The following is a 20047-nucleotide window of genomic DNA, read 5'->3' as shown; positions in this document are numbered from 1 at the left end:
CCGCCCCATCCACGACCGGTTCTTCCGCCAACATTCGAGATACGTGCGGAGATCGATCATGCCCGACATCACTCAATCGAAGATTCTCATCGTTGCGACCGATGGTTTCGAGGAAACGGAGCTGACGGTTCCCCTGCACACGCTCAAGAGCGCTGGAGCCAGCGTCGTCGTTGCCGCGCCGACATCGCGCGAATCCCGGGAATCCATTCGTGCCTGGGACAAGACGGATTGGGGCAAGAACGTCGCGGTGGACCGGGACCTCGAAGATATCGATCCGGCGGAGTACGACGCCTTGGTGCTGCCGGGCGGTCAGATCAACCCCGACAAGCTCCGACTCGAGCCGAAGGCCCTCGAGGTGATCAGGGAATTCCTCGTCTCCGGCAAGGTGGTAGCCGCGATCTGCCACGCACCGTGGCTGCTCATCGAGGTGGGGGCCGTGAAGGGTCTGAACCTGACGTCGTTCTCGTCGATCCGGACTGATGTCATCAATGCCGGTGGCCAATGGCATGATGAGGCGGTGGTGACCGACAAGGGCATCGTCACGAGCCGCAATCCGGGCGATCTCGATGCCTTCTGCGCCAAGATCGTCGAGGAGATAGAGGAGGGCAACCACGGCGCCCGCCGCTTGGCCGCCTGACACCGCCCTCCGTCGGCCCGCTCCCCATCAGCGGGCGCCTCAGCCCCGCGAAGGGCTGTCCTCACCGGTGACTTCGAGGACCATTCCGGACGAGAACGGGCGCCCGTACTCGTCCCAGACCTCGACGGTGATGCGATGGCTGCCGGCCGGAATGTCGCCGCCAAGGCGCGCGACCCAGATGTGGCTCGACGGCTCGGCCTTCACCCATGGCTTCTTCGCTTCCGGATAGCGGAGGAAGACCTCGCCCACGAACGGGTCGGGCCGCCGCGTGCGCGGCATCTCGACGGCGGGACCGTCGCCGAGCCGGTACCGGACGCGGGTGCGCGGACCGCCGTCGAAGACGTTCACCACGAGATTGGTGGCCCCGACGCTCTCGCGCGGCACGGGAGAGCGCAGGGTCTGCATCGGCCGGTAATCGCGCAGGACCTCACCGGCTCCTCCGCGATACTGGCTCTCCAGGACGATCCTCATCCTCTCTTCGGGCTCGCCCTGTGCCGGGCGGTAGCGGGTGGTGTAGCCGGCGCCGTCGATGGACAGGATGTGGAAGCCGTTGGGCGTCCCGTCGCGGCTGTCGGCGGAGGGAATGCCGGTGCGGGTGGAGGGGCCGCTCCACCACGAGCCGGAGACGGCGGTGAGGACGTGATGGTGGTGGCTCCCGGCCCCGTCGGCGCGGGGGTAGTGATGCTCCGTCGTGTGGGTGTGGCCGGCGAGGCTGAGCACGGGACGGTCGCCGAGGAGGTCGAGCAGGCGCTCGCGGTCCATGACGTTCTGGCGCGGATCGGCCGGGTCGAGATCCGTATAGAGCGGGATATGCATGGCGATGACGACGAGGCTGTCCTTGGGCGTCAGCGACAGCATGTTGGCGATGAAGGCGAGTTGCCGATCGCCGATCCGCCCCTCGTAGCGGCCGACACCGTCGCCATTGCCCGATGCCGCGCCGAGGTAATGCACGGTGTCGAGCATCAGGAAGAGGGCCTTGCCGTGGTGGAAGGCGTAGTAGGGCGCGCCGAAGACCCGCTTGTAGGTCTCGCGGCTGTACCGTGCGTCGGGGGCCTCGAAGTTGAGATCGTGATTGCCGCCGATATGGAACCAGGGGATTCCGATGCGTCCCATGATGCGGTTCGATCGGCCGTAGAAGGAGAGGTCGTCGAACAGGATGTCGCCGGTCGTCATCCCGAAGGCGGCCTTCGTACCCAGGACCCGCGTCACCGCCGAGTCGCGGACATGACCGAGTTCCACCGGACTTTCCGGCTGCGGATCGGTGAACAGGATGACGTCGAACGCGTCCGGCTCCGGTTCGCGCGTGAGGGCGAAATCGATGGAGGGGGGAAGCGGTCCGGTCGGATCGATGCCGCGATAGCGCAGGCGCAGATCGGGTGGCGTGCCCTGCGGCTGGTGGATGTAGCTGAAACGCGGGATGTTGTTCTCGTCGCGAGGCAGGGCATAGCCTGCGGGCTTCACCACGAAGACGATGTCGCCGTCCGAGACGTCGAGGGCGTAGCGGCCCTGGCCATCGGTGCGGACCACGTCGCGACCGTTGGAGACGGACACGTCCGGGATGCCCGCCCTTCCTCCGGGGCCGACCTCGTAGACGAACCCGGTCGCGCGCTCGACTGCCCGCGCGGCAGTGGGTGCCAGGGCGAAGGCGGCGGCGCCTGCCATGGTTTCGCGGCGGGTCAGAGCGGGACGGTCTATCATGCGGCAGCCTGTTGCGATGGGTCGGCGGTACCGAACCACGGCCTCTTGACCATCGCGTGACGGCGGACGCGTCCGGCCTCAGTGCCGGGCGACGGCCTTCTCAACTCTGGGTTTGTTCATTCCGGCGCCCGAGATCAATTCGCCGAGGCGTTTCTGGTCTAGACCGGAGGTCACGTCAGCGACCCGATCCACGGTCGGGGATCCCCCGCTCCGGGTCTGGATCGAACCCGTGGCGACCGGATCCTTTACCGCTGCGACGGGGGCCGGGGCGGTGGTGGGCGCGCGCTGCACGCGCATGGCCCAATGGGCGGCGGTGGAAAGCGCGGCAATGGCGACGATCGCCTTGATGCCACCGGTGAGAAGGCGTCGCATGCTGAAAAGCCCGAGACTACGCGGAGGAACGCGGCCGGTTCCCCGGCCCGTCTCACTTGTGCGTGAAGTCGGTAAACCGTTTGGCTTACGACCCCGCCCGGAGCGTGTCCTGAAATGGTGCGATCCGGCCGGCGGTACGATGAGTGTGGGCCATCAGCCACGACGACGGTTCCTGTTCCCCGCGCCCGTGACACACCTGCCGCGACCCGGCCCACGAGGCCTCACAGGATCGGCGAAGAGAACTGGTCCGCACCGCCCCGTCACGACAAGCCCTGCAACCACGCCAGTCCGAGAGGGTTCGCGAAACCATCGGACGCATCGGCTGCGGGGATCGCGGATGTAGCCATCCTGAGCCGAGCCGGCAACCGACCCGGCAGCCTCAGGGCCTTTCCGCCGCAGCGGCGAAGGCCCTCAGCCGCCCGATTTCGTCACCGTCACCGTCGCTATCGGCGGCGAGGCGATCGTAGACGCGCCCCGCGCCTTCGAACATTCGCCGCCCACCCTCGTCTTCTTCGAGAAAACTGGCGATTTCGTCCATTTCGGCGACCCAGCGATAGGCTTTCGGCACCATGTCGGGCAGGACGCGAGAGAAGCGCGCGAGAAGCTCGGGCTCGCTTTCGGCGAGTTCGGCATGCAGGGCTTCGCCCGCACCGGCACGGCCTGCCGCGAGAACCATCACGGCGGCGAGCGCCGTCAGCCCCTTGTTGATGCCGGCATAGGACATCTTGAGCGCGGACGCCGCGCCGACGCCACCCTCCACGGGGCGGACGTCCAGCCCCAATTCGCGCAACGCCACGGACGCCGCGAGATCGTCGCCGGAGACGTAGAACCGCGGCCCCTTAACATTGGGCTTCGGCGGAGCTCCGATGATGGCGGCATCGATGAAGGGCGCGCCGGCCTGTCCGATCACGGCGGCTACGCCACGCTTCGTCACGACGTTAAGGGCATTGCAGTCGACATAGACCGGCTTGCGCCCTGCCGCGGCGAGCATGGGAGACAGGCGGAGGGCGAGGCTCGTGGCCTGCGCGGGCGGGACGATGGAGAGGATGAGGTCGGCCTCGACGAGGGCCTCCTCGTCCACGCCTTCCATGCCGGCATCCCGAGCCCGCGCGACGGTGGCTGCGCTGCGCCCGGCCAGAGCCGTGAGGATCCGGGCGCCGTTCCCGTGCAGGCGGGCTGCGATCGCGCTACCCATGGCACCGGGTGCGATGACGGCGATCGTCGCCATGAGCGTGTCCTTCGACTCGTATCACCTTCCTCGCATCTCACTCGCGGACGACGCGAGCTGTCAAGCCGCGATCGTCCTTCGGTTGCTCAGCTCAGCGAGCCGCAGAAGCGCTGGATGCGGGTGCAGGCTTCCTCCAGGGCCGTGTTCGACGTGGCGTAGGAGATGCGCAGGTTCGGGCCGAGGCCGAAGGCCGAACCGTGGACGGCGGCGACGCCCTCCGCCTGCAGCAGTTCCACCACGAAATCCTCGTCGGACTCGATGACCTTGCCCGACGGGGTCTTGCGCCCGATCGTCTCGGCGCAGGACGGATAGACGTAGAAGGCGCCTTCCGGCGTCGGACATTTCAGGCCCTTGGTCTGGTTCAACATCGAGACCACGAGGTCGCGACGCTCGTGGAAGGCGGCGCGGAAGCGGGCCAGATGCTCCTGCGTGCCATCGAGGGCCGCCACCGCCGCCCATTGCGAGATGGAGGATGCGCCGGAGGTCTGCTGTCCTTGGACGAAATCCATCGCCTTGATGAGGTGCTCGGGTCCGGCTGCGTAGCCGATGCGCCAGCCGGTCATGGCATAGGCCTTCGAGACGCCGTTCATGGTCAGCGTGCGGTCGTAGAGGCCGGGCTCGACCTGGGCCGGGGTTACGAACTCGAAATCGCCGTAGCAGAGATGCTCGTACATGTCGTCGGTGAGCACCCAGACATGGGGGTGCCGCATCAGCACGTCGGTGATCTTCTTCAACTCGTCGCGGGCATAGGCCGCGCCGGAGGGGTTCGACGGCGAGTTGAGGATGATCCACTTGGTCTTCGGCGTGATCACCCGCTCCAGCTCCTCCGGCTGCAGCTTGAAATCATGCTCCATGTCGGTCTCGGCGAAGACCGGGGTGCCACCGCACAGCACCACCATCTCTGGATAGGACACCCAGTAGGGGCGTGGGATCACCACTTCGTCGCCAGGGTTCAGCGTGGCGAGGAGGGCATTGTAGATGACGTGCTTGCCGCCGGTGCCGACGATGGTCTGGCTCGCCTTGTAGTCGAGGCCGTTCTCGCGCTTGAACTTCCGCACGATCGCTTCGCGCAGGGGCACGATGCCGGAGACCGGCGTGTACTTGGTCTCGCCGCGCCGGATCGCATCGATGGCCGCGTCCTTGATATGGTCCGGCGTATCGAAATCGGGCTCGCCCACCGACAGGCTGATGACGTCCATCCCGCCGGCTTTCAGCTCGCGGGCCTTCTGCGTCATCGCGATGGTCGCGGACGGCTTCACCTTGGACAGGGCGTCGGCGAGAAAGCCCATGATGGCGTGCTCCGATAGGGTCTGACGGGCACCGACGGGCGCCCTCTGAAAAGCGCGCGGACCCTAGTCCCCGTGGTCCGGGCGGGCAAGGCTGCCGGACATGACAAAGCGGCCATCCCGCTGCGCGATGACGCTCTGGGATGGCCGCATTGTCGAGGGGGAGACCGGTGGAGTCGGGAAGTCAGATGCCGCCGAAGACCCAGCGCAGCTTCGACAGGAACCCTCCGCCGGATTTCGCGGCGCGGACCGACTCCGGCTCGTCCTTCACCGTCGCGGCGGTCTTGTCCGCATGGATCAGACCGAGGGCCGCCGTGTCGGTGGTCTCGCGGTCGATGAGGATGAAGCCGCCGGTGTCGCGGTTGGCGCCGTAGGCATCGACGGCCACGGCCCGGTCGAGGGTCAGGGTCACGTCGGCGATGTCGTTGGCGACGAGCCGGGCGGCGGGCGCCGGGTTTCCGGTCTCGGGGTCGATGCGGTTCCCGATCGCCGTCACCGTGGCGTTGACGGTCACCGTGCCGATCTTGGCGAGCAGCGTCGAACCGGGAAGCAGCTCCGTCTCCGCCGCCCAGAACAGGCGGGCCTCGAGACGGTCGGTGACGCGCATGGGCGCATCGGCCGTGACGATCACGGAGCCGCGCGAGGCATCGATCTCGTCGGCGAGGACGAGGGTCACCGACTGCCCCTCCACCGCATGCGGCAGGTCGCCGTCGGCGGTGAAGATGCGGGCCACCGTGGAGGTGCGGCCCGAGGGCTCGACGATGATCGCATCGCCCGGGGCGATGCGGCCACTGGCGATGAGGCCGGAGAACCCGCGGAAATCGGAGTTCGGGCGGTTCACCCACTGAACCGGAAGACGGAACGGTGCGGCCTGCTCCTCCACCCGCACCGGCACCTCTTCCAGGTACTGAAGCAGCGGCGTTCCGGTGTACCAGGGCACGGCGGCTCCGGGCAGGACGACGTTGTCGCCGTTCTTGGCCGACAGCGGGATCGGACGGATCTCGGTGAAGCCCAGCGGCGCCGCGAACGCATGGAACGCCGCCGTGATGGCCTCGAACGTGTCCTGCGACCAGCCCACCAGATCCATCTTGTTCACGGCGAGGGCGACGCGCTTGATCCCGAGGAGCGAGACGAGGAGCGCATGGCGCCGGGTCTGGCGGGTGAGGCCTTGCCGGGCGTCCACCAGGATCACGGCGACGTCCGCCGTCGACGCGCCGGTGGCCATGTTGCGGGTGTACTGCTCGTGGCCGGGAGTGTCGGCGACGATGAAGGAGCGCTTGTCGGTGGAGAAGAACCGGTAAGCGACGTCGATGGTGATGCCCTGTTCCCGCTCGGCCTGGAGACCATCCACGAGGAGGGCGAGATCGATCTCGGCGCCCTGCGTGCCGTGCTTGCGCGAATCGCGCTGCAGGGCGGTCACCTGATCGTCGAAGAGCTGCTTGGTGTCGTGCAGGAGCCGGCCGATCAGGGTCGACTTGCCGTCATCGACGGAGCCGCAGGTGATGAAGCGCAACACCTCCTTACTCTGGTGCGTGGCAAGGAAGCTGTCGTAGCCGAAGGTCTCGGGTGGCTGATGGATCGTCATCTCAGAAATACCCCTCCTGCTTTTTGCGCTCCATGGCGCCCGACCCGTCCTTGTCGATCACGCGGCCCTGACGTTCGGAGGTCCGGGCGGACAGGGTCTCGCCGATGATCTCGGGCAGGGAGGAGGCGTCGCTCTCGACGGCGCCGGTGAGCGGATAATCGCCCAGTGTCCTGAAGCGCACGGACAGGTTCCGCGGCGTCTCGCCGGGATTCAGCGGCAGGCGCTCGTCATCGACCATGATCAGCTGACCGTCGCGCTCCACCACCGGGCGGGGCTTGGCGAAGTAGAGCGGCACGATCGGGATCTGCTCCTGCTCGATGTAGAGCCAGACGTCGAGCTCGGTCCAATTCGAGATCGGGAAGACGCGCAGGGATTCGCCCCGCTTCTTCTTGAGGTTGTACAGGTGCCAGGGCTCGGCCCGCTGACGCTTGGGATCCCAGCGATGCTGAGCCGTCCGCAGGGAGAAGATCCGCTCCTTGGCGCGCGAAGCCTCCTCGTCGCGGCGAGCGCCGCCGAAGGCCGCGTCGAACTTGTGCTTGTCGAGGGCCTGACGCAGGCCCTGCGTCTTCATCACGTCGGTATGGACCTCGGATCCGTGGCTGATCGGGCCGATGCCGCGTGCCAGGCCCTCCTGGTTCGTATGGACGATGAGGTCGAGTCCGAGGTCCTTGGCGCGCTGATCGCGAAACGCGATCATCTCCTTGAACTTCCAGGTCGTGTCGATGTGCATCAGCGGGAACGGCAGGCGGCCTGGCGCGAAGGCCTTCAGCGCCAGATGCAGCAGCACCGACGAATCCTTGCCGATGGAATAGAGCATCACCGGGTTTTCGGTCTCGGCGACCGTCTCCCGCATGATGTGGATGCTCTCGGCTTCGAGGCGCTGCAGGTGAGTCAGACGCTCGGGCAACGTCGCGGCCAGGGCGGTGGCGGCGCTCATCGGGCCATCTCCAGATTGTTGTTGCGGGATGTCGATTCGAATGCGGCGGCTTCCTGGCCCGGCTGGACGTTCGCCTCGGGCTGATGCACGTGAAGGCCGCATTCCTTCTTGGATTCCTGCTCCCACCACCAGCGGCCGGCACGCTCGGATTCACCGATCTTCACGGCGCGGGTGCACGGGGCGCAGCCGATCGAGGGAAAACCGCGATCGTGGAGGACGTTGTAGGGAATGTAATTGTCCATGACGAAGCGGTCGACGTCGGCTCGGGTCCAGTCCGCGAGCGGATTGATCTTGATGAGCCCGCGCGCCTCGTCGGCCTCCGCGAGGGGCGTGTCTGAACGATTGGCCGACTGACCCGCCCGCAAACCCGTCAGCCAACCGGCCGCACCATCGAGGGCACGGCTCAGCGGCTCCACCTTGCGAAAGCCGCAGCAGGCCTGCCGGGCGGCGACGGAGTGGCGAAATCCGTTGATGCCCTCGTCGCGGACGAACGCCTCTTCGGCGAGCCGTTCCGGGGCATAGGCCCGGATGCGGATGCCGTAGGCCGACTCGGTCTCCGCCCAGACATCGTAGGTCTCGGGGAAGAGACGGCCCGTATCGAGGGTGACGATCTCGGTCCGGCCCTTCGCCATGGCCAGGGCATGGGTGAGCGCCTGGTCCTCGATGCCGAGGCTGGTGGTGAAGACCAGCCTGCCGGGGATGGCGGCCTCGATCGCACGGATGCGCCCCTTGAGATCGAGGCCGGCCAGAGTGGACGCGAGGTCCCGCGCCGTTCGTTCCAGGGAAGTACTCATGAGCGTGTCCCGTGCGCCTGCCTTGTCAGATGCCTGCTTGTCTGGCACCTGAAATGTTCGCTATAACGAACGCTGTCAAGGCATGGCCGGTATCGCACCGCGGCATTCCCCCGCTGCGGCCAATATGGTTTGTCCCGGTGTGGACGCCCGATGGGTTGCCCGCCAAGGAATATTCTTCTTAATCCGCTGGTCGACGCCGAGCCCTAGCGCATCTCGGCGCCGCCGACCGGAACCACAAAGCGAGGTCAATGTGGACTCGATCGATCTCAAGATCCTGGCACTGCTTCAGAACGATGCCACCCTGTCGATCGCGACGATCGGCGAAAAGGTCGGCCTGTCGCAGACGCCGTGCTGGAAACGGATCCAGCGTCTCGAAGCGGATGGCGTGATCGACCGCCGGGTCGCCGTTCTCGATCCGGTCAAGCTCGGCCTCGGCCTCACCGTTTTCGTTTCCATCGAGACGTCGGACCATTCGCGCGACTGGCTCGAGCGCTTCGCCTCCACCGTCTCTGCCATGCCGGAGGTGCTGGAATTCTACCGAATGGCGGGCGATGTGGATTACATGTTGCGGGTCGTTGTCGCCGATATGCAGGCTTACGACACCTTTTATAAGCAACTGATCGCGACTTTGCCTCTGAAGAACGTGACATCGCGATTCGCCATGGAAAAAGTGAAGTCGACGACGGCACTTCCGCTCCCGTCAGCGCCACCGAACGGGCGTTTCGTACCGACGCTCTCCGTGGTGGCGGGGGAATAAACTTCTGTTTTGCGCTGCAAGCATAGGCAGCTCCTTCTCTCATGACGCCGTTCTGTAAAACGGACATCCCGTTGACACGCGGCCCCGCAGCGCGACATGGCTTACCGATGGCACGACAAGCGATACTCCCCCGCACCGCCCCGTTCGACGACAGCGAACGCGCGAGCCTCGACGCCGTCCTCGGAGCGGCGACGCCGATCCAGCGCGCCTGGCTCGCAGGCTTCCTCGCCGGTCTCGACGCGGCCGGGGGACAGCCCGCTGCTCTTCCGGCTGCTCCGCCGAAGGCCGTCGAGCCGCTGACGATCATCTACGCCAGCGAATCCGGCAATTGCGAAGCCCTGGCCGGGTCCGTCGCCAAGCTCGCCAAGAAGGGCGGCTTCAAGCCGAAGGTGGTGGATTTCGCCGACCTCGACATCGCCACGCTGGCGGGAGCCAAGAACCTCATCGCCATCGCGGCGACCTGGGGCGAGGGCGAGCCTCCGGCCCGCGCCACCCGTGCCTACAACGAATTGATGGGGGACGGCGCCCCCCGTCTCGACGGCGTGACCTTCGGCGTGCTGGCGCTGGGCGATACCTCCTACGTGGAGTTCTGCGCCATCGGCAAGGCGCTCGACGCGCGGTTCGAAGCCCTGGGCGGCAAGCGTGGCGCCGAGCGGGCCGATCTCGATCTCGACTTCGACAAGCCCGCCGCCGACTGGATCAAAAACACGCTGAAGGCTCTCGCACCCGCGCCAAGCGCCGACAACGTCGTCGCGGTGGATTTCGCCGGCCGCGCCGCCGCCGAGGACGACGATGACGAGCCGAGCCGCGAGCCGGTGGTGGTCGAGGTGGTGGATCACATCAATCTGAACTCGTCGCTCTCCGACAAGGAGACGATCCACCTCGCCCTCGAATTCGAGGACGGTGCCCCGGCCTATGAGCCGGGCGATTCGCTCGAGATCTACCCCGAGAACGATCCGGCCCTCGTCGAGGACATCCTGAAGGCGACGAACCTCACCGGCGACGAGGCCCTGCGCAAGGCCTTGCTGTCCGAGCGGGACATCACCACGCTCTCGGCCACCACCGTGGAGCGCTTCGCCAAGGCGACGAGCCATGCCGAGGCGCAGAAGCTCATCGACAGCGGCGAGGTGCGGGCCTGGATCGAGGGGCGCCACCTCATCGACCTGATCGAGACCTTTCCGGCCACCCTCTCGGCCGAGCATCTCAACACCATCACCCGGCCCCTGCCGCCGCGCGCCTATTCCATCGCCTCCTCGCGCAAGGAGGTGGGCGACGAGGTCCATCTCGCCATCGTCGCCGTTCGCTACGACACCCATGGCCGTTCGCGGTCGGGCGTCGCCTCTGTCCATGTGGCAGACCGGATCAGGAACGGCGCCAAGCTGCGGGTGAAGCTGAAGCCGAACCGGCATTTCCGCCTGCCGCAGGACCCGGCCACCGACATCATCATGGTCGGGCCCGGCACCGGCGTCGCCCCGTTCCGCGCCTTCGTGCAGGAGCGCCGGGCCATCGAGGCCCCCGGCCGTTCCTGGCTGTTCTTCGGCGGCAGACACTTCCTCCACGACTTCCTCTACCAGCTCGAATGGCAGGAGGCCCTGGAGGACGGCTCGCTGACGAAGATCGACGTGGCCTTCTCCCGCGACCAGCCCGAGAAGATCTACGTGCAGGACCGCATCCGCCACCACGCCAGGGAACTGGTCGAATGGCTCGACGGCGGCGCCAGCTTCTACGTCTGCGGCGACGCCAACCGGATGGCCAAGGATGTCCGCAATGCGGTCGTCGGTGCCTACCAGGAGGCGAAGGCGCTCAGCCCCGCCGACGCCGAGGCGGCTGTGGCCGCGCTGGAGCGGGCGCATCGTTACCAGCAGGACGTCTACTAAGGCACGAACACGACCTTCCCCCCGCTGCGGGCGCAGCAGACGGGAGAGGGGGCGACCTTTCCGGACGGGACGCTTCCCTGCCCCGACCCGCATTGTGGGCCGCCGTCTCCCGGAGGGGGAACAAGGATGCGTACCGACGACATCGAGAACACGCGAACGAACCGGAACATCACCATGGACGACCTGACCCCTCCCCGCACCTACGAGACCCCGCCGACCGCCCGTCCCATCGATGAGGCGGAAGCGGCGCGCGAGGCGGGCCTCGCGCATAACGAGCACATCAAGATCGCGAGCGGCTTCCTGCGCGGAACCCTGGCCGACGGTCTTCTCAAGCACGCCACCGGGGCGATCTCCGAGGATGACGGCCAGCTCGTGAAGTTCCACGGGATGTACCAGCAGGACGACCGCGACCTGCGTCCCGAACGGACCAAGAAGAAGCTCGATAAGGCCTACAGCTTCATGATCCGCCTGCGCATCGCCGGCGGGGTGGTGACACCCAAGCAGTGGCTCGTCCTCGACGACATCGCCACAACCTATGCCAACGGCACCCTGCGGGCGACCACGCGCCAGACCTTTCAGTATCACGGGGTCATCAAGTCGAACCTCAAGCGCACCATGGCCGCCATCGACGGCGCCCTGCTCGACACCATCGCCGCCTGCGGCGACGTCAACCGCAACGTGATGGCGGCGACGAATCCGGCCCAGTCGGGTGCCCACAAGGCCGCCTACGAACTCGGCAAGGAGATCTCCGACAGCCTCCTGCCGAAGACCAATGCCTGGCGCGAGATCTGGCTCGACGGCGAGAAGGTGGTCGGCGGCGAACCGGAATTCGAGCCTGTCTACGGCAAGACCTACCTGCCGCGTAAATTCAAGATCGTCATCGCCGTGCCGCCCTCGAACGAGGTCGACGTCTTCGCCCACGATCTCGGCTTCATCGCCATTCTCGACAAGAAGAACAGGGTGACCGGTTGGAACGTCACCGTCGGCGGCGGCATGGGCATGACCCATGGCGAGCCGGACACATTTCCGCGCACCGCCGACGTGATGCTGTTCTGCAAGCCCGACGAGGCGGTGCGCGTGGCCGAGGCGGTGATGACGGTCCAGCGCGACTGGGGCAACCGCAAGAACCGCAAGAACGCCCGCCTGAAATACACGATCGAGCGGTACGGTCTCGCCGCCTTCCGCGCCGAAGTGGAGAAGCGTGTCGGCACGAAGCTCGCCGATCCCAAACCTTTCGCCTTCACGGGGAACGGCGACCGGTATGGCTGGACCGAGGGCGATGACGGCCGTCATCACCTGACGCTCTATGTCCCGTCAGGCCGGATCAAGGATGTGGAGGGCGACGGCCCGAAGCTCCTGACCGGCCTTCGCCGGATCGCGGAGATCCACGAGGGCGATTTCCGCCTCACCGGCAATCAGAACGTCATCATCGCCAACGTGCCGGCCGAAAAGCGTGCCGAAATCGAGGCGCTTGTGGACGAGTACGGCATGCAGAAGGGAGCAGGTGCCCTGCGCCGCAATTCCATCGCCTGCGTCGCCCTGCCCACCTGCGGCCTGGCCCTGGCCGAAAGCGAGCGCTACCTGCCGGACCTGATGACGGAACTGGAGGAAAGCCTCGCCTCGCACGGCCTGCAGGACGACGAGATCACGATCCGCATGACCGGTTGCCCCAACGGCTGCGCCCGTCCCTTCATCGCCGAGATCGGCTTCGTCGGTCGCGGCCCGGAACGCTACCACCTCTATCTCGGTGCGGCCTTCGACGGCTCACGCCTCGGCAAGCTCTACGCGGAGGACGTGACCGCCTCCGAGATCCGGACGATCCTCGATCCGCTGTTCGGAGCCTACGCGCAGGGCAAGGCTCCCGGCGAGCGGTTCGGCGATTTTCTGATCCGCGCCGGGTACGTGGCGAGAACCTTCAACGGGCCGGATTTCCACACGAATATCGGCGCGCTCAAAGGCGTCGCCTGACCCTCGTCGAGACGTGCATTGCTTCAGCGATGCTGCAGTGCACGTGTTGCGGACCTCGTGGCCAAGCTTAGGCGAGACGCGAATATAAGTCCGGTATCGCTGAACTCTGGGGCGGCTTGACGGTTGATCCGGCAACTCGACCGGAGGCGGCGATGGCCAAGCACGATATCCTGAATTTCTTCGAGCATCGCCGGGACGGCGCCTGGATCTGCGTGAAGCCGTTCACCCTGACGACGAAGCAGAGCAGCGTCGATATCCGTCAGGGCATGCGGTTCGACTATGGCAAACGCGTCGGCGGCGTCGATCTTGCCGAATATCTGGAACAGCTCGGTTCACAGTTCGGCTCGTGAGCCGGCATCGACCGGCCCAGGCCTTCAGATACTGAGTCCGGCTCACGGGTAGTGGGGCTCATCTGGGCGGGGCCGGGTACCGGGACGGCGTCAAAGTTTCGCTCCTGCCGTGTCGTCACAGCGGCGCGGTGATGGGTCGGGGCCGCCCGCGACCAGCTTTTCACTGCGTTTTCGACCTGATGGGCCGCGATGTCTCGTACGTTGCAACACGGTCTGCGTTGCGCCGGCATTTTGTCGAAGAAATTTGCAGCATCAACCCGGCCTTGATCATCGGGCGGGCTTCGATCCCTGAAACTCGGTTTTCGGGGCGTCGTAGAACCGTCGACACGAGTTGATAGCTCCGTTTCGTCCGTCTTCCGCAGACGCGGATCGGCAGGAGTGCCGATGAGCCGATTTCGTTCCCGCCGCGTTCATCCCTCGTATGCGAGGGCGCTCTCATCCATGCCGTGTTTTTGACGGCCAAGGGCAGGAGACTTAGGGTCGATCTATGACAATCACCGCCGATCCGTTGCAGGCGAGCCTGGAGGCCGCCGCACCCACGACCCGATGCAGGATTTTGGCGGCGGCAGAGGGATTCTTTCGCGAAATCGGCTACCAGAAGACGACCGTCTCCGACATCGCCAAGACGCTCGGGATGAGCCCGGCCAACGTCTACCGGTTCTTCGACTCGAAGAAGGCGATCAACGAGGCGGTGGTCGAGCGCGTGACCCGCGAGGTCGAGGCGCTCATCGCGGGTATCGCCGTGGCGCCGGGCCTCAGCGCGGATCAGCGGGTGGCGGAGATCATCCGGGAGCTTCACCGCGATTGCATCGAGCGCTGCAAGGACAATCCCCGCATCCACGAGATGGTGGAGGCCGCCATGTCGGAAAGCTGGGGGGTGTGCCGGCACCATATCGACCGGATCGGCGCGGCCCTGGAACGGGTGGTGACGGACGGGGTCCGCAGTGGCGAGTTCCAGGTCGAGGATCCCGCGACCACCGCCGCGTGCCTCCATGTGGCCATCACGCGCTACTGTCATCCCGTCCTCGTGAGCCAGTACCCGAATGCGCCGGCTCCCCCCATCGACGCCATGATCGCCTTCCTGCTGCGCGCGCTCCACGAGCCCGCCCGGGACACTGCCCCTGCGATGGTGAGGTAGCCGTCCCGGTCGCTATGCGGAGACGACGGCGCGCCGGGGGTGTCAGCTCATCTCGGCCAGGATCGTCTGCGCCGCAGCGCGAGGATCGGCGCTCTGGGTGATCGGTCGGCCGACGACGATGTGGTCGATCCCCGCTGCCATCGCCGCCGCTGGCGTCAGCACGCGCTTCTGGTCGCCCAGATCGTCGCCCGCCGGCCGGATGCCGGGGGTCACGATGAGCCGCGACGGCCCTATGGCCGAACGCACGGACGCTGCCTCGGCGGCACTGCAGACGATACCGCCGATTCCGGCGTCAGCCGCCTGCCGCGCGCGCAGGGCCACCAGATCCGCGATGGGCATGGCATAGCCGGCCTCGTCGGCATCGGCCTGATCGTAGGACGTCAGCACGGTGACGGCGAGGATCGTCGGGCCGTCGCCGCCCCTGCCCCGCACGGCGGCGCGCATGGTCTGCGGGTAGGCATGGACCGTGAGGAAGGTCACGCCTAGATCGGACAGCGCCCGGACGCCGTCCTCCACGGTGTTGCCGATGTCGTGCAGCTTCAGATCGATGAACACCTTGAAGCCTGCGCGGGACAGACGCTGGACCAGGGCGAGGCCGCCTGAATAGGCGAGCCGATAGCCGATCTTGTAGAAGGTTGCGGCATCGCCGATCCGGTCCACCATCGCCTCGGCTTCGTGGACGCTCGGCAGGTCGAGGGCGACGATGAGGCGATCGCGCGGATCGCTGGCGGCTGGTGACGCGGCGTGGGACATGGCGGGCTCCGGAGGATCGGGTGACGGATCGCCGCCCAGGCTCCCCATGTCAACGCGGAGGCAGGGTCACCCGCGCGTCATCACCCGGGAAACCTCCTCCCTGAGCACCGGTAGCAACTCCTCTTCGAACCACGGATTGGTCTTGAGCCAGCCGTTGTTGCGCCAGGACGGGTGCGGCAGGGGAAGGACGCGCGGACGCCGCGGCTCGGCGAAGATGGCGCGCCAGTTCCGCACCATGGCGGTGAGGCCCCCCTCGACCCGGCCGAGATGCCAAGCTTGCGCATACTGACCGATGACGAGGACGAGATCCATTTCGGGCAGGCCGGCAAAGAGCGCCTTGCGCCAATGCTCGGCGCATTCGCGTCGGGGCGGCTTGTCTCCGCCTTTCGCATCGAGCCCCGGAAAACATGCGCCCATGGGGACGATGGCGAGCCGCGAGGCGTCGTAGAAGTCCGGCTCGGACAGGCCGAGCCACGACCTCAGCCGGATGCCCGACGGGTCCATGAACGGGATGCCGCTCCGGTGGGCCCTGTTCCCCGGTGCCTGACTGGCGATGGCGAGACGCGCGGAGGTCGAGCCCTGCACGATGGGCTTCGGCTCCTGCGGCAGGGGTGCGCCATACCGGGGCGAGTCGCGGCAGATGCGGCAGGCGCGCAGGGCGGCGGCGGTCGATTCGAACGAGGTCATGCACCCGAACAGGTAGTGTGGGCACAGCGTCCTGGGAGTGCGGGGCGTGGGAACGGGAAGCCGCACCCGGCGCTTGAACCGCAAGAGGAGTCGGCATTGCCTGGCTCATCCCCGAACACGACCGACCGAGGAATGCAGGGAGCAGCCCCATGGCCTTCATCACCGCGCCGGATGGCACGAGCCTCTATTACAAGGACTGGGGCAGCGGACGGCCCGTGGTCTTCCTTCACGGTTGGCCTCTCGATGCGGACATGTGGGAGTACCAGATGGTCCCCGTCGCCGAGGCGGGTTTCCGCGCCATCGCCTATGACCGCCGGGGCTTCGGACGCTCGGACCAGCCGTGGCAGGGCTACGATTACGACACCTTCGCCGACGACCTGAAGGCGGTGCTCGACGAACTCGATCTCACCGACGTGACCCTGGTCGGCTTTTCCATGGGCGGCGGCGAGGTCGTCCGATACCTGTCGCGGCACGGCGGTGACCGGATCTCCCAGGCGGTACTGATCTCGTCGGTGACGCCGATGATGCTGAAGACGCCGGACCATCCCGACGGCGTCGATGCCAGCGTTTTCGAGGAGATCATCGACGGGCTGAAGATGGACCGGCCCTCCTTCCTCGCCAAATTCAACAAGGGCTTCTTCGGTGCGGGTGTGTTCAGCTCACCCGCGTCGTCGGAGATGATTGCCTGGGCCGGGCAGATTGCCATGCTGGCTTCGCCGAAAGCCACGATGGCCTGCGTGCGTGCCTTCTCGCAGACTGATTTCCGGCCCGACATGGCGAAGGTCACCGTACCCTGCCTGATCATCCACGGTGATGCCGACCAGACCGTACCCATCGATGTGACCGCACGGATGGCGGCCTCGGCCGTGCCGAGCGCGGAGTTCGAGATTTACGACGGCGCCCCGCACGCCATCCCGCTCACCCATCACGAGCGGCTGGCTGCGGACCTGATCGACTTCCTCAGGCGATGAGCCCAAACGAGGCCGGCCTCAGACTCCCTTGAGGCCGGAGAGATCTAGGGGCAGCGAGCGCAGTCGCTGCCCCGTCGCGGCGAAGATCGCGTTGGAGATCGCCGGGGCGATGACGGGCACGCCCGGCTCGCCGATACCGGTCGGAGCGGCATCGGAGGCGACGATATGCACCTCCACCACCGGCATCTCGCTCATGCGCGTCGGCTCGTAGGCGTCGAAATTCTTCTCCTGGACCACCCCGTCCGTCAGCGTGATCTTGTTGCGCAGGACCGATGACAGCGCGAAGCCGACCGATCCCTCCACCTGGGCGCGGATCACGTCAGGGTTGACGGCGACGCCCACATCCACCGCCGCGACGATGCGGTTGACCTTCACGTGGCTGCCATCCGCCGTGATGTCGGCCACCATCGCCACGTAAGAGCCGAAGGATTCGTGCGCCGAGATGCCGAGGCCCCGGCCCTTGCCGCCGCTGCCTTTGGCCCAATCCGCCTTTTCGGCGGCGAGCTTCAGGACATTCGACAGGCGCGGCGCGCCCGTCAGCATGCCCAGGCGGTAGGCCAGAGGATCGGCGCCGGCGGCGTGGGCCAACTCGTCGATGAACACCTCCATCGCCTGCGCCGTATGAGTGTGACCCACCGAACGCCACCACAGGACGGGCACGCCCTCGCGGGCGTTGTGGACCTCGAATCGGTAGGCCGGGATGGCATAGGGCGTGTCCGACGCGCCCTCCACCGTGGTGGAATCGACCCCGTTCTTCACCAGCATCGCCTCGAACGGTGAGCCGATCATGATCGATTTGCCCACCATCCGGTGCTGCCATCCGGTGATGGCGCCCTTGGCGTCGATGCCGGCCTTGAGGGTGTGCAGCACCATCGGGCGATAATACCCGCCCGCCATGTCGTCCTCGCGGGTCCAAACCAGATGAACCGGCGCCTTGCCGCCGGTTGCCTTCATGATCGACGCGGCCTCGGCGATGTAATCGGCGGTGGGGGTCGCCCGTCGCCCGAACGATCCGCCCGCCCATTGCGTATGCAGCCTGACCTTGTCTGCCGTCACACCGAGGGTCGCGGCGGCCACCGCCTGCTCGATCGTCTGGAACTGCAGGCCGGCATAGATGTCGTAGGAGCCGTCGGCAGCCCGCTCGATCGTGGCGTTAAGGGGCTCCATGGCCGCATGGGCCAGATAGGGGAAGGTGAACTCGGCCTCGATGACCTTGGCCGATCCGGCGATGGCGGCGGCGGGATCACCCTTCTCCGATGCGACGATTCCCGGACGCTTGGCCGTCTCGCGATACTCGCTGAGGATGGCGTCGGAAGACCGCTTTTCCGCCGCGCGCTCGTCCCAGGTGACCGACAGGGCGTCCCGGCCCTTCATCGCCGACCAGGTGTCCCTGGCGATCACGGCGACCCCGGTGGGGATCGTCACCACGTCGATCACGCCGCGAACGGCACGGGCGGCCTTGTCGTCGACCTTCGACACGGTGCCGCCGAAGCGCGGGGCATGCGCCACCACCGCCGTGACCTGGCCCGGCCGACGGATATCCATGGCATAGATGGCGGTCCCGTTGGTCTTCGCTACGGAATCGAGGCGCGGCCGCTTCTTGCCGATATGGACCCACTGGCTCGGGTCCTTGAGCTTCGGCTGCTCGGGGACGGGGATCGCCGCGGCGGCCTCGGCCAGGGCACCGAACCGCTCCTCGCGCTTCGAGGCCGCGTGACGGACCGTGCCGTTCGAAACCGTGATCTCGGAGGCCGGGACGGACCATTTCTCGGCTGCCGCCGAGACGAGCATGGCGCGGGCGGCCGCCCCCGCCTTGCGGAGCTGGAACCAGGAATTGGCCACCGCCGTCGAACCGCCGGTCCCCTGGATCGGGCCCATCAGCAGATTGTTGTAGAGCTTGGCATCGGCGGGCGCGAAGGCGACGCGCACGCGGGACCAGTCGGCGTCGAGCTCGTCGGCCAGGATGGTGGCGAGGCCCGTCGTGTTGCCCTGCCCCATGTCGAGATGCTTGATCAGCACCGTGACGGTATCGTCGGCCGCGATCCGCACGAAGGCGTTGGGCTGGGCGGGGGCCAAGGACAGGTCGGGTCCGGCCGCCGCGCGCACAGGCTTGGCGGGGTCCAGGGTGAATCCGATCACCAGGGCTCCGGCGGCTACCCCGGCCCCGCCGAGGAAGGAACGGCGCGAGGGACGGGGAGCAGCCGCCTCGGATTGGGTCTGACGGACCTTCAGCATGGCTTCCTCCACGGCGACGATGACGCGCACGGTATCGAGCGAACGAGGCCGGCCCAGGGGCCGGCCTCGCATTCGGATCAGGCGAGGGAGCGGGCGGCTTCGTGGATCGCGGCGCGAACGCGCTGGTAGGTGCCGCAGCGGCAGATGTTGCCGTCCATGGCCCCGTCGATCTCCGCGTCGCTTGGCTTGGGAGTGGTCGAGAGCAGGCCGATGGCCGACATGATCTGGCCGGACTGGCAATACCCGCACTGAACCACGTCGAGGCTGCGCCACGCGGTCTGGACCGCGTCCGCCACCCGCCCGGACACGCCCTGGATCGTGGTGACCTTCGCCTCGCCCACATCGCCGATGCGGGTCTGGCAGGAGCGGACGGGCTGGCCGTCGAGATGCACCGTACAGGCACCGCATTGGGCGATGCCGCAGCCATACTTCGTCCCGGTCTTATCGAGATGATCGCGCAGCGCCCACAGGAGCGGCATGTCGGGATCGGCATCGACATCATGCGACACACCGTCGACATTCAGTTTCAGCATGACGTCTCTCCGACTTCAGTATCGACTTGTTCTAAATACCACATCCTCTCTGAAAATGTGCGCCTGCACACATCGATCGGAGATCGGCGTCGGCCTTTCATCGGGCCTCGCCCGGTCGATCCGCCCGATTTGGAGACAAGTGTCGCGACCGGGTCAGGCCGATCTTAACCTATCGCGCGCAGCTTCGTGTGGTCGCAGCGCCGACGGGTGACGGTCCTTCCGACCGTCGGCTTTCCTCCTA

18 protein-coding genes are annotated in these 20047 nt (G+C 66.8%); 7 read left to right on the top strand and 11 right to left on the bottom strand.

The window, feature by feature from the left end; genetic code table 11:
* Nucleotides 1–58: 58 nt before the first annotated feature.
* Nucleotides 59–637: a type 1 glutamine amidotransferase domain-containing protein gene (locus tag MKK51_RS06170; protein ID WP_243975690.1), complete on the top strand. Its 579-nt coding sequence runs from the start codon at nt 59–61 to the stop codon at nt 635–637.
* A gap of 39 nt (nt 638–676) precedes the next feature.
* Here MKK51_RS06170 and MKK51_RS06165 read toward each other — a convergent pair whose 3' ends face one another.
* From MKK51_RS06165 to MKK51_RS06135, 7 genes are all read right to left on the bottom strand, one after another.
* Nucleotides 677–2335: a calcineurin-like phosphoesterase C-terminal domain-containing protein gene (locus MKK51_RS06165; protein ID WP_243975689.1), complete on the bottom strand. Its 1659-nt coding sequence runs from the start codon at nt 2333–2335 to the stop codon at nt 677–679.
* Nucleotides 2336–2413: 78 nt separating this feature from the next.
* Nucleotides 2414–2707 (bottom strand): hypothetical protein, encoded by a 294-nt coding sequence (locus MKK51_RS06160; RefSeq protein WP_243975688.1) that lies wholly within the window; start codon nt 2705–2707, stop codon nt 2414–2416.
* Between the two features lie 379 nt (nt 2708–3086).
* Complete coding sequence (locus MKK51_RS06155) at nt 3087–3935, bottom strand: NAD(P)-dependent oxidoreductase (RefSeq protein WP_243975687.1); 849 nt, start codon at nt 3933–3935, stop codon at nt 3087–3089.
* Nucleotides 3936–4021: 86 nt separating this feature from the next.
* A complete protein-coding gene (locus MKK51_RS06150) occupies nt 4022–5224 on the bottom strand; it encodes a pyridoxal phosphate-dependent aminotransferase (RefSeq protein WP_243975686.1) in 1203 nt (400 codons plus the stop codon).
* A gap of 181 nt (nt 5225–5405) precedes the next feature.
* Nucleotides 5406–6806, bottom strand: a complete 1401-nt coding sequence (cysN, locus tag MKK51_RS06145) for a sulfate adenylyltransferase subunit CysN (RefSeq protein WP_243975685.1) — start codon at nt 6804–6806, stop codon at nt 5406–5408.
* A 1-nt stretch (nt 6807) separates the two neighbouring features.
* On the bottom strand, nt 6808–7743 hold the full coding sequence (cysD, locus tag MKK51_RS06140; protein ID WP_243975684.1) for a sulfate adenylyltransferase subunit CysD: 936 nt from the start codon (nt 7741–7743) through the stop codon (nt 6808–6810).
* Complete coding sequence (locus MKK51_RS06135) at nt 7740–8537, bottom strand: phosphoadenylyl-sulfate reductase (RefSeq protein ID WP_243975682.1); 798 nt, start codon at nt 8535–8537, stop codon at nt 7740–7742. Before MKK51_RS06135 ends, cysD begins: the two co-directional genes overlap by 4 nt.
* Nucleotides 8538–8787: 250 nt before the next feature.
* On the opposite strand from MKK51_RS06135, the gene MKK51_RS06130 reads away from it, so the two are divergent.
* The 5 genes from MKK51_RS06130 (at nt 8788) to MKK51_RS06110 (ending at nt 14627) form a co-directional block, all read left to right on the top strand.
* Nucleotides 8788–9294, top strand: coding sequence for an Lrp/AsnC family transcriptional regulator (locus MKK51_RS06130; RefSeq protein WP_243975680.1), 507 nt, complete (start codon nt 8788–8790; stop codon nt 9292–9294).
* Between the two features lie 107 nt (nt 9295–9401).
* Nucleotides 9402–11171 carry a sulfite reductase flavoprotein subunit alpha gene (locus MKK51_RS06125; protein ID WP_243975678.1) on the top strand — a complete coding sequence of 590 codons (1770 nt, stop codon included), beginning with the start codon at nt 9402–9404 and terminating at the stop codon, nt 11169–11171.
* A 174-nt stretch (nt 11172–11345) separates the two neighbouring features.
* The gene (locus tag MKK51_RS06120) at nt 11346–13139 is read left to right on the top strand and encodes an NADPH-dependent assimilatory sulfite reductase hemoprotein subunit (protein WP_243975939.1); all 1794 of its coding nucleotides are present in this window, start codon (nt 11346–11348) and stop codon (nt 13137–13139) included.
* Between the two features lie 152 nt (nt 13140–13291).
* Entirely contained in the window at nt 13292–13489 is a 198-nt protein-coding gene (locus MKK51_RS06115; protein ID WP_243975677.1) for a hypothetical protein, read from the top strand.
* Between the two features lie 487 nt (nt 13490–13976).
* Nucleotides 13977–14627, top strand: a complete 651-nt coding sequence (locus tag MKK51_RS06110; protein ID WP_243975676.1) for a TetR/AcrR family transcriptional regulator — start codon at nt 13977–13979, stop codon at nt 14625–14627.
* A 42-nt stretch (nt 14628–14669) separates the two neighbouring features.
* Here the strand turns inward: MKK51_RS06110 and pyrF are convergent, their stop codons facing one another.
* Both pyrF and MKK51_RS06100 read right to left on the bottom strand, forming a co-directional pair.
* Nucleotides 14670–15380 (bottom strand): orotidine-5'-phosphate decarboxylase, encoded by a 711-nt coding sequence (pyrF, locus tag MKK51_RS06105; protein WP_243975675.1) that lies wholly within the window; start codon nt 15378–15380, stop codon nt 14670–14672.
* Between the two features lie 66 nt (nt 15381–15446).
* A complete protein-coding gene (locus MKK51_RS06100; RefSeq protein WP_243975674.1) occupies nt 15447–16067 on the bottom strand; it encodes a uracil-DNA glycosylase family protein in 621 nt (206 codons plus the stop codon).
* 149 nt (nt 16068–16216) lie between these two features.
* On the opposite strand from MKK51_RS06100, the gene MKK51_RS06095 reads away from it, so the two are divergent.
* Nucleotides 16217–17038 carry an alpha/beta fold hydrolase gene (locus MKK51_RS06095; RefSeq protein ID WP_243975673.1) on the top strand — a complete coding sequence of 274 codons (822 nt, stop codon included), beginning with the start codon at nt 16217–16219 and terminating at the stop codon, nt 17036–17038.
* Nucleotides 17039–17056: 18 nt separating this feature from the next.
* Here MKK51_RS06095 and MKK51_RS06090 read toward each other — a convergent pair whose 3' ends face one another.
* Nucleotides 17057–19273: a xanthine dehydrogenase family protein molybdopterin-binding subunit gene (locus tag MKK51_RS06090; RefSeq protein WP_243975938.1), complete on the bottom strand. Its 2217-nt coding sequence runs from the start codon at nt 19271–19273 to the stop codon at nt 17057–17059.
* 77 nt (nt 19274–19350) lie between these two features.
* A complete protein-coding gene (locus MKK51_RS06085) occupies nt 19351–19806 on the bottom strand; it encodes a (2Fe-2S)-binding protein (RefSeq protein ID WP_243975672.1) in 456 nt (151 codons plus the stop codon).
* Nucleotides 19807–20047 lie beyond the last annotated feature (241 nt).

Source organism: Methylobacterium sp. E-045, from assembly GCF_022829685.1.
In the GTDB taxonomy this organism is placed as follows: domain Bacteria; phylum Pseudomonadota; class Alphaproteobacteria; order Rhizobiales; family Beijerinckiaceae; genus Methylobacterium.
Note: the sequence above shows the minus strand (reverse complement) of the source record. Positions and strands in the feature narration are given on the sequence as shown.

Bases quoted from the DNA above. Each gene is read 5' to 3' on its own strand.
- MKK51_RS06135 (WP_243975682.1), bottom strand. From the start codon at position 8,537: ATGAGTACTTCCCTGGAACGAACGGCGCGGGACCTCGCGTCCACTCTG.
- MKK51_RS06165 (WP_243975689.1), bottom strand. From the start codon at position 2,335: ATGATAGACCGTCCCGCTCTGACCCGCCGCGAAACCATGGCAGGCGCC.
- cysD (WP_243975684.1), bottom strand. From the start codon at position 7,743: ATGAGCGCCGCCACCGCCCTGGCCGCGACGTTGCCCGAGCGTCTGACT.
- MKK51_RS06110 (WP_243975676.1), top strand. From the start codon at position 13,977: ATGACAATCACCGCCGATCCGTTGCAGGCGAGCCTGGAGGCCGCCGCA.
- MKK51_RS06170 (WP_243975690.1), top strand. From the start codon at position 59: ATGCCCGACATCACTCAATCGAAGATTCTCATCGTTGCGACCGATGGT.
- pyrF (WP_243975675.1), bottom strand. From the start codon at position 15,380: ATGTCCCACGCCGCGTCACCAGCCGCCAGCGATCCGCGCGATCGCCTC.
- MKK51_RS06160 (WP_243975688.1), bottom strand. From the start codon at position 2,707: ATGCGACGCCTTCTCACCGGTGGCATCAAGGCGATCGTCGCCATTGCC.
- MKK51_RS06125 (WP_243975678.1), top strand. From the start codon at position 9,402: ATGGCACGACAAGCGATACTCCCCCGCACCGCCCCGTTCGACGACAGC.
- MKK51_RS06150 (WP_243975686.1), bottom strand. From the start codon at position 5,224: ATGGGCTTTCTCGCCGACGCCCTGTCCAAGGTGAAGCCGTCCGCGACC.
- MKK51_RS06100 (WP_243975674.1), bottom strand. From the start codon at position 16,067: ATGACCTCGTTCGAATCGACCGCCGCCGCCCTGCGCGCCTGCCGCATC.
- MKK51_RS06120 (WP_243975939.1), top strand. From the start codon at position 11,346: ATGGACGACCTGACCCCTCCCCGCACCTACGAGACCCCGCCGACCGCC.
- cysN (WP_243975685.1), bottom strand. From the start codon at position 6,806: ATGACGATCCATCAGCCACCCGAGACCTTCGGCTACGACAGCTTCCTT.
- MKK51_RS06115 (WP_243975677.1), top strand. From the start codon at position 13,292: ATGGCCAAGCACGATATCCTGAATTTCTTCGAGCATCGCCGGGACGGC.
- MKK51_RS06090 (WP_243975938.1), bottom strand. From the start codon at position 19,273: ATGCTGAAGGTCCGTCAGACCCAATCCGAGGCGGCTGCTCCCCGTCCC.
- MKK51_RS06085 (WP_243975672.1), bottom strand. From the start codon at position 19,806: ATGCTGAAACTGAATGTCGACGGTGTGTCGCATGATGTCGATGCCGAT.
- MKK51_RS06155 (WP_243975687.1), bottom strand. From the start codon at position 3,935: ATGGCGACGATCGCCGTCATCGCACCCGGTGCCATGGGTAGCGCGATC.
- MKK51_RS06095 (WP_243975673.1), top strand. From the start codon at position 16,217: ATGGCCTTCATCACCGCGCCGGATGGCACGAGCCTCTATTACAAGGAC.